The organism is Arthrobacter sp. B0427-1-12, assembly GCF_059092905.1.
On record NZ_JBNHIC010000098.1, the window covers coordinates 1 to 6,983 of the forward strand.

Annotated in this window: 10 protein-coding genes; 6 read left to right on the forward strand and 4 right to left on the reverse strand. The window is 65.1% G+C overall.

Going from position 1 to position 6,983, the window contains the following annotated elements:
* Window positions 1-165 precede the first annotated feature (165 nt).
* Together AC5RWU_RS23295 and AC5RWU_RS23300 are read right to left on the reverse strand one after the other, a co-directional pair.
* Window positions 166-348: a hypothetical protein gene (locus tag AC5RWU_RS23295; protein WP_493986548.1), complete on the reverse strand. Its 183-nt coding sequence runs from the start codon at window positions 346-348 to the stop codon at window positions 166-168.
* 70 nt (window positions 349-418) lie between these two features.
* Window positions 419-901, reverse strand: coding sequence for an Asp23/Gls24 family envelope stress response protein (locus AC5RWU_RS23300; protein WP_493986549.1), 483 nt, complete (start codon window positions 899-901; stop codon window positions 419-421).
* 187 nt (window positions 902-1,088) lie between these two features.
* Between AC5RWU_RS23300 and AC5RWU_RS23305 the strand changes: the two genes are divergently transcribed.
* The 4 genes from AC5RWU_RS23305 (at window position 1,089) to AC5RWU_RS23320 (ending at window position 3,078) form a co-directional block, all read left to right on the forward strand.
* Complete coding sequence (locus AC5RWU_RS23305) at window positions 1,089-1,694, forward strand: RNA polymerase sigma factor (RefSeq protein WP_493986550.1); 606 nt, start codon at window positions 1,089-1,091, stop codon at window positions 1,692-1,694.
* Between the two features lie 212 nt (window positions 1,695-1,906).
* The gene (locus tag AC5RWU_RS23310; protein WP_493986551.1) at window positions 1,907-2,284 is read left to right on the forward strand and encodes an Asp23/Gls24 family envelope stress response protein; all 378 of its coding nucleotides are present in this window, start codon (window positions 1,907-1,909) and stop codon (window positions 2,282-2,284) included.
* Window positions 2,277-2,684 carry an Asp23/Gls24 family envelope stress response protein gene (locus AC5RWU_RS23315; RefSeq protein ID WP_493986552.1) on the forward strand — a complete coding sequence of 136 codons (408 nt, stop codon included), beginning with the start codon at window positions 2,277-2,279 and terminating at the stop codon, window positions 2,682-2,684. The genes AC5RWU_RS23310 and AC5RWU_RS23315 overlap by 8 nt, the downstream gene beginning before the upstream one ends.
* A gap of 151 nt (window positions 2,685-2,835) precedes the next feature.
* Window positions 2,836-3,078 carry an acyl carrier protein gene (locus tag AC5RWU_RS23320; protein ID WP_493986553.1) on the forward strand — a complete coding sequence of 81 codons (243 nt, stop codon included), beginning with the start codon at window positions 2,836-2,838 and terminating at the stop codon, window positions 3,076-3,078.
* A 140-nt stretch (window positions 3,079-3,218) separates the two neighbouring features.
* On the opposite strand, the gene AC5RWU_RS23325 is transcribed toward AC5RWU_RS23320, so the two are convergent.
* Window positions 3,219-3,449 carry a CsbD family protein gene (locus AC5RWU_RS23325; protein ID WP_493986554.1) on the reverse strand — a complete coding sequence of 77 codons (231 nt, stop codon included), beginning with the start codon at window positions 3,447-3,449 and terminating at the stop codon, window positions 3,219-3,221.
* 248 nt (window positions 3,450-3,697) lie between these two features.
* Between AC5RWU_RS23325 and AC5RWU_RS23330 the strand changes: the two genes are divergently transcribed.
* Window positions 3,698-3,973 carry a DUF3040 domain-containing protein gene (locus tag AC5RWU_RS23330; protein ID WP_493986555.1) on the forward strand — a complete coding sequence of 92 codons (276 nt, stop codon included), beginning with the start codon at window positions 3,698-3,700 and terminating at the stop codon, window positions 3,971-3,973.
* 370 nt (window positions 3,974-4,343) lie between these two features.
* Entirely contained in the window at window positions 4,344-5,060 is a 717-nt protein-coding gene (locus AC5RWU_RS23335) for a hypothetical protein (protein WP_493986556.1), read from the forward strand.
* Between the two features lie 580 nt (window positions 5,061-5,640).
* Here the strand turns inward: AC5RWU_RS23335 and AC5RWU_RS23340 are convergent.
* Window positions 5,641-6,891, reverse strand: a complete 1,251-nt coding sequence (locus AC5RWU_RS23340) for a fatty acid desaturase family protein (protein ID WP_493986557.1) — start codon at window positions 6,889-6,891, stop codon at window positions 5,641-5,643.
* Window positions 6,892-6,983: the final 92 nt, after the last annotated feature.

Genomic DNA, 6,983 nt, shown 5'->3' on the forward strand with positions numbered 1-6,983 from the left:
CCGAGGAGCCTCCGGTGACGCTGGCCTCCCCGGCCGCCTGAGCGGCAATTTTCTTGACGACCTTTTCATGGAGCACCAGTGCGCCGCGGGAGCCGGGGTCATCGGGCGGACCCGGACTCCCGGCGGGTCCGGGGGGACGGGTGAGGGTGTTCCCGGACACTGTTCTCACCGCCGGTCGGAGGCTCTGCCGAGCATGGCCTGCAGGTCCAGTTTGCCTTCCAGGACACGGCCGATAATGAAGCCGATAACGCCGAACAGTGCCACCACCGCGAACGCGGTGAACCCGCCAAACGCCAGAACAATACCCAGAGTGAGAGCGACGGCCAGACTGATGTGCGTCGGTGACATCGGGGTCCCCTTTCATGGCCGGTCCTGACCCTGCAGCCAGGGTGAGGACGGACTACAGGTGATGGGCCGCTCAGGCCAGCTCGGTGGACTTCTCTTCCTGGTCTTCCTCGGGAAGGTGGACATCGGTGACGTGGATGTTCACCTCGAGCACCTCAAGGCCGGTGGCGTTTTCCACCGACTGGATGACGTTGCGGCGGATGGAGCGGCTGACGTCCACGATGGAGACGCCGTACTCCACAATGATGCTCAGATCAATCGCCGCCTGACGCTCGCCCTTCTCCACGCTCACGCCGCCGCTGACGTTGGTCTGCGCACCGGGGATGCGTTCGGTCAGGTGGCTGAAGGCCCGGCGTGCCGCGGTGCCCATCTCGTAGACTCCCGGCACCTCGCGGGTGGCTATTCCTGCTATTTTCTGCACCACGGTTTCAGCGATGGTGGTATCACCGAAGTCCGTGTGCAGCGGCCCGGTTTTCTCAAGCTGCTTGTCGGAATCATTCCGCTGGCCCTCTTCAGGGGTGGCCAGGACACTGGAAGGGTTTTGGGTCTCTGCCATCAGGACCATCTCCGGGGGTAGTGGCATTATGCTGCGGACACCACTAGAGACGTGCTGCGCCCCTGTATCTCACGGAAATACCGGAACTTTCTTTTCTTCGGCCCTGCTGCGGATCTGGGGCTCCGCTTGTTACCGTCAGGGGTAGCGAGCATGCCCACGGACGGGCAGCAGTTCTGTGAGGAAGCATATGGACCCCTACAGGGAACATGCCCGGACCACTCTTGACGGCCTGGATGAAGGCACCATCATCGCCCGTGCACAGGACGGGGACACCGAAGCCTTCGAATACCTTGTCGACGCCTACCAGCACAGACTGTTCCGGCTGGCCTGCCGGCTGCTCGGCGACCGTGCCCAGGCCGAAGACGTGGTGCAGGAGACCCTGGTGGCGATGTGGCGCAAACTCCCGCTGCTGGCCAGCCCCGGCGCTTTCAGCGGGTGGCTGTACCAAGTGGCCACGAACCAGTGCCTGGATATTCTGCGCAAACGGTCCACCCACCCCGAGGAACCCACGGAAGCCGGGGAACTTCAACGCTGTGCCGACGCCCGGCCAGGCAGCCGCACTCTCAGAGGGGACCCAGGGTACGAAGCCGAGATGTCCGCCCAGCTGCATGACCTTGCATCCGCTCTGGAAACGTTGTCCCCTAATCTGAGAGCCACGTGGCTGCTGCGCGAAATGCACGGGCACAGCTATACCGAAATTGCGGCCATTCTTAAAATCACCGAAACCACCGTCCGGGGCCGGCTGGCCAGGGCACGCCAGCACCTGGCGGAGAGGATGAACCCATGGCGCTAGATGATCAGATCCCCCGCCTGGGCTGCGGACGACCCATCGACGAGGTTTGGCGGACCGTCGACCGCCCCCCGAATGCCCATGAGCGCAGCTGCCGGCAATGTCAAACAGCTCGGGCGAGCCTGCGCAGTCTGGCCGAAGCCACCCGGAGCCTGCGGCATAACGACACTACGGATCCTGCGCTCCGTCCCCGCACCAGGGTAAAGGAGACCATCATGACCCTCGTTAGGGCCGAAGTCCGCCGCGGCAGCCGCCTGCCCGTCCGCCGAGACAGCCTCGGGGACATTGCCATCAGTGAACAGGCCATTGCTTCTCTCATCCGATGGGCTGCCGCCGGGATCCCCGGCGTCAACGCACGGCGCTGCCACATCGAACTTTTCCAGTCTCCCGGCCCACTGGTCACCGGGGTGCCGGAACCGGACCCCGATCCGCTCGACGTCGCTGTGAACGTGCGGATTTCCGTCGCGACAGGCACCCCCATACCCGAGGCAGCTGCTGTGCTCCGCGAACGGGTGACCAGCGCCCTGGCCAAACACGTGGGCGTGCGGGCCCGGACCATCGACGTGCTGGTAGAGGACCTGCACGATGTCTGAACCCGTCGAGGGTCGCCTCATCACCGCCGGGGTCCTCGCCCGGATCATCGCCCGCACCGCCCGTGAAACCCCCGGGGTCATCCGCCTCGAACCTACCCTGAAAAACGCCCTCAGGAGCCTGGGCGGGGCAACCGTCGACAGCCTGCATCCGGGTGAGAAAACCTCCGGTGACCCACGCCCGGACGGCATCTCAGTGATCATCCGGGACGGGATCGTGTACGCCGACATCGACATCGCCACCGACATGGCCCACCCGGCCTTCGACGTCGCCCACAGCCTCCAAACCGCGGTCCATGAAGGAATCGGCCGCACCGGACTCACCGCAGGCAACATTAACGTGACCGTCCTGGCCATCGAACCGGCCACCCCACCAAAGCCTCAAGTCCGTCCCGGAGCCTGATCTGCGAGGACCCCGGGATTCATGACAATTATTGGGAAAGGCCACCAAGGCCGGCGCGTGGCGGGGGGACCAGCCAGTGCTTTCTCTTGCCGCTGCTGCAGGGGCGGTCTAGCCTGAAGTGGTCCATTGCCGAAGACCGTGGAGGTGCCTGATGGCTACCGGTGAAACAGGTTTTGATGATGTGTCCTACGATCTGATATCCGTGCAGTACCACTCGCTCAAAGCCGGCCATGACTACGGCCAGTATGTGCGCGATGCCCGTAATGCCGGCCGCGAGGACATCGCGGAATTCTTTGAGCAGATCATGTCCCAGGATTCTGAACGCGCGGCCCGGTGCCACGAATTCCTCAAGGAGCGCTCCGGCTCGGAGGAATCCGGGCCGGCCCTGACCTAACTGCCGGGATGCCCCGGGACGGGGGCTGTACCCGCACCACCGGGTACAGCCCGTCTCATGCCTGCAGGAGTGAAGTGTCACCGGCACGGATAGGGGCTAAGACCGGGGTACGGGGCCCGGATCCTTGCCGGTGTCTTTGGTCAGTGCTTCTTCCTAAAGGCGCCTTTTAGCTTTTCGCCGACGTCCTTGAATTCGGCCTTGGCATGGGTGCCTTTGCCTTCGGCTTTCAGCCGGTCATTGCCCGCGGCATGCCCGGCTGCTTCTTTGCCCTTGCCGCCGATTTTCTCCGCGGCGTTCCTGATTCTCTCGCCCAGACCCATGACGGTTCTCCCATACCGGCAGCGCCCGCCGGCGGAGTGCCGGCTGGTCACGGCTTAATTTTAAATCCGCGCCGGTCTGCAAGACAGCTGTCCCGACAGCTTCAACGGTGGCCGGACGCCTCACTTTCCAGTTCACCGGCCTCAGTGCGGGGGGCAGAACTTCCGCTTGTGCCGGACCATACTTAAAGAAGGATGAAGCACCACTTAAAGAAGGATGAAGCACCGCGAATGGTTCCGGGCCGGGTGAAGCAGCTTTCCTGCTGAGGATCCCGGACCGGCGCGGCATGTGGGAGGTTCCATTGGCGCTGTCGGACGAAGAGCGCCGGCGGCTTGAGGAGCTCGAGCTCGAGTTGACGGCTGAGGATCCCGGGCTGGCCCGTGAACTTTCCCCCGGTTCAGGCGTGTCTGGGACCCCGGTATTCTTGGCCGCACTTGCTTCGGTGATGGGGCTCGTGCTGCTCATTATCGGTATTGCCTCGCAGCTGGCGGTGATGGGGGTCGCCGGGTTCCTGCTGATGGGTGTGGGGGTTTTCCGGTTTTTCACCATGCAGTTGCCCGGTAACGACTCCCGATAACAAAACGCGGTGCCTACCCTGCGCTGGGACGCCCTCCGCGGCCATGCCAACGGAAAGAGGGCTTCACAGCAAAGTGAGCGGAAAATCAGGCCGGAAGTCGATACACGGCAGGAGTCGTATTGAACTCCGTCGAATTTGCATCCGATGCAATAATCACTGTTCCACTGGTGTCGTATGCACTGTTATCGGTGTTTGGGGGATGAGCAGGGTGCGGTGCCTGACTCCGGCTCTGGAAGTTGCCTGCCCGTGCCGGTGCCGCGGCGGCTACCCTAAATTGAGGATTCCGCTGCAGGGGCTGCGGTGAAACGATTGCGGTGTCAGCAGACGGTCCTCCTGCGGGGCGGGCCGTCCGGTACCACGGGAGCCTTCCATGTCCACCCCTCCTGTCCGGTTTCGCCGGTACACCACCGCAGCCGCGCTCATTGTTGCCGGCATCTTCAACACCGTCGCCTTCGCCGTGTGGCCCTGGGGCCGGGACGGCACCGAGGCCGCCTTCGTCCAAGCCGTCACGGGCAGTTCCTCGGCCGGTGAACTCGGGCCCCTGCTGCTGCATTACGGTTTTGTGGCGCTGGCGGCCGGCCTGCTGGGGCTGCTGGAAATGCTGCGGCCCGGCCCGGCGGCCTGGGGGCACCTGGCCGGGATGCTGGCCTTTATCGCAGTGGTCAGTTTCCTGCCCTCGGCGCAGATCTTCTGGCTCCTGCGCGCCGCGGATACCGCGGGGGTTTCCAACGCCCAGCTTGCCGCCATCGCCGCGGCCTACCCGGGCGGGCTGGCGCACGCGGCCATTATCCAGCCGGCCGTGTATGTCACGCTCGTGGCGATCCCTGTCTTCCTGCTGGCGCTGTGGCGCAGCGGTGTCGTGTCCTGGTGGCCGGCCGCGGTGATGTTCACCGGCATGGCGCTGCCGGTCTTTTTGCCCTACGGCGCTCTCTTCCCGACTTTGGCGGCCGCAGTCCAGGCCGTCGCGCTGATCTACATCGGCCTGCAGGTACTGGAAGCCGGCAGCAGCCCGCGCAGGGCCCTGAAACCCCGGGCCGGCAGACCGGCGCCGCGAAAGGGAACCCAAACCCAGCCCGGACCGGCCTGACAGGCGAGGGCCGCCGGCTGGAGCACCCGGCTCGGAAGACCGGCGGCTCCACCCAAACTGTGGGTGTCATATGCGCTGTTATCGGCGGCGGCATGGCGTTGAGCAGTTAAGCACCGTTGGCCGTGCTGGCGGTCTTCGGGTCAGGCGGCCCTCCGGACCTGTGCTTAGCGCTTTTTCCTGAAGACCCCCAGAATTCTTGCGCCGATGTTCCTGAGCTCCGGGTTGCTTCCCGTGCCTGCTGTGGTCCGCCCGCCGGTGGAGGCGTGTCTGGAGGCCGTTCTGCCTGTGCCGCCCAGTTTTTGCGCGGCGTTTCTGATCCTGTCGCCCATACCCATGGTCGTTCTCCCTGCGGTTGGTGCCCGTCGGCAGAAATGCCGGCCGGTCAGCTTCATCCTAGGGGCCACGGTGAACCGGCGCACCCCTTAAGAGCACCGGCAGGAGCCGCGGGGCAGGGTGAAACGGTGCGGGCCGGTGTGTGGTGTAGCCGTGCGCCGGTTTGCCGGTATTTTCCTGCCCTGCACCGGTTTGCCGGTATTTTCCTGCCCTGCACCGGTCGTTGGGGCGGTCCTTCCCGGGAGGATCAGACGGTGGCCGGATCCCGGCGTCGGGATGGTTTTTCGTCCGGGAGGGCGAGCCGGAGGACTTTGGCCCATGAGGATCCGACCTGTTTGAGCAGGGGCCCGGATGTGTAGGGCAGCCCGTAGCGGCGGCAGATTTCCCGGATTTTCGGTGCCACCTCGGCGTACCGGTTGGAGGGCAGGTCCGGGAAGAGGTGGTGTTCGATCTGGTGGGAGAGGTTGCCGGTCATCAGGTGCATGAGCCTGGATCCGGAAATGTTGGCCGAGCCGATCATCTGGCGCACGTACCAGTCCCCGCGGGTTTCACCGTCGGCCATGTCCTCGGTGAAGGTGTCGGCGCCGTCGGGGAAGTGTCCGCAGAAGATGACCGCGTGGGCCCAGACGTTGCGGACCGCGTTGGCTGCCAGGGTCCCGTAAAGGGCTTGTTTGCCGGAGCCGGTGAGCAGGGCCAGTGCCGGGGTTGCCGCGTAGTCCTTGGTGAGCTGCTTGGCGGCCTTGCGTCCCATGGCCTTCAGGTCCCTGATAAGCGCGGCTTTGCTCTTTCTGCCTTCCTTGTATTCCGGGATTTCCAGGTCGTAGATCGCTATTCCCCATTCGAAGACGGGGGCCAGCAGCGCGTTGTACAGGGGGTTGCCCAGGTTGAACGGTTTCCAGGGCTGGTCCGGATCCATGCGCAGCAGGTTGTATCCCACATCGCGGTCCTTACCCACGACGTTGGTCCAGCGGTGGTGCAGGTCGTTGTGGGTGTGCTGCCAGGACCGGGCCGGAGTGACGAAGTCCCATTCCCACGTGGTGGAGTGAATGTCCGGGTCCCGCATCCAGTCCCACTGGCCGTGCAGCACGTTGTGCCCGATCTCCATGTTCTCCAGAATCTTCGCGACGCTCAGCAGGATTGTGCCGGCAATCCACGCGGTTCTGTTTCGCCCGCCCAGCAGCGCGAGCCGGCCCGCGGCCTCGAGCGTGCGCTGGATTTTGATGACGCGGCGGATGTAGGCGGCATCGGAGGCCCCGCGCCTGGCCAGGACCCCATCGCGGATCGCGTCGAGTTCCCGGCCCAGTTCGGCGACCTGCTGATCGGTCAGGTGCGCGGCCGCCGGCGGACGCACCACCGGGCGCCCGGAGGCGGCCAGGGCCCCGGGCCGGGGTTTGGGCGCGGCTGCCGCCGCAGACGCGGCCGCGGATGTCTTCGGCTGCTCCGGGGAGGTCGTGCCGGCGGCCGTAGCCGGTTCCGGGGGGTTGGAAGTAAGTGTCATGGAACGATGCTCCTCAGAGTTCGAGGTTGACGGGTCCGGCTGCTGCCGAAACACAGGTCTGGATGAGTTGGCCGGGTTCGCCGTGTACTTCC

Excerpts from the sequence above, each read along its gene's own strand:
- AC5RWU_RS23295 (WP_493986548.1), bottom strand. The coding sequence starts at position 348 with ATGTCACCGACGCACATCAGTCTGGCCGTCGCTCTCACTCTGGGTATT.
- AC5RWU_RS23300 (WP_493986549.1), bottom strand. The coding sequence starts at position 901 with ATGGCAGAGACCCAAAACCCTTCCAGTGTCCTGGCCACCCCTGAAGAG.
- AC5RWU_RS23320 (WP_493986553.1), top strand. The coding sequence starts at position 2,836 with ATGGCTACCGGTGAAACAGGTTTTGATGATGTGTCCTACGATCTGATA.
- AC5RWU_RS23315 (WP_493986552.1), top strand. The coding sequence starts at position 2,277 with ATGTCTGAACCCGTCGAGGGTCGCCTCATCACCGCCGGGGTCCTCGCC.
- AC5RWU_RS23305 (WP_493986550.1), top strand. The coding sequence starts at position 1,089 with ATGGACCCCTACAGGGAACATGCCCGGACCACTCTTGACGGCCTGGAT.
- AC5RWU_RS23335 (WP_493986556.1), top strand. The coding sequence starts at position 4,344 with ATGTCCACCCCTCCTGTCCGGTTTCGCCGGTACACCACCGCAGCCGCG.
- AC5RWU_RS23340 (WP_493986557.1), bottom strand. The coding sequence starts at position 6,891 with ATGACACTTACTTCCAACCCCCCGGAACCGGCTACGGCCGCCGGCACG.
- AC5RWU_RS23310 (WP_493986551.1), top strand. The coding sequence starts at position 1,907 with ATGACCCTCGTTAGGGCCGAAGTCCGCCGCGGCAGCCGCCTGCCCGTC.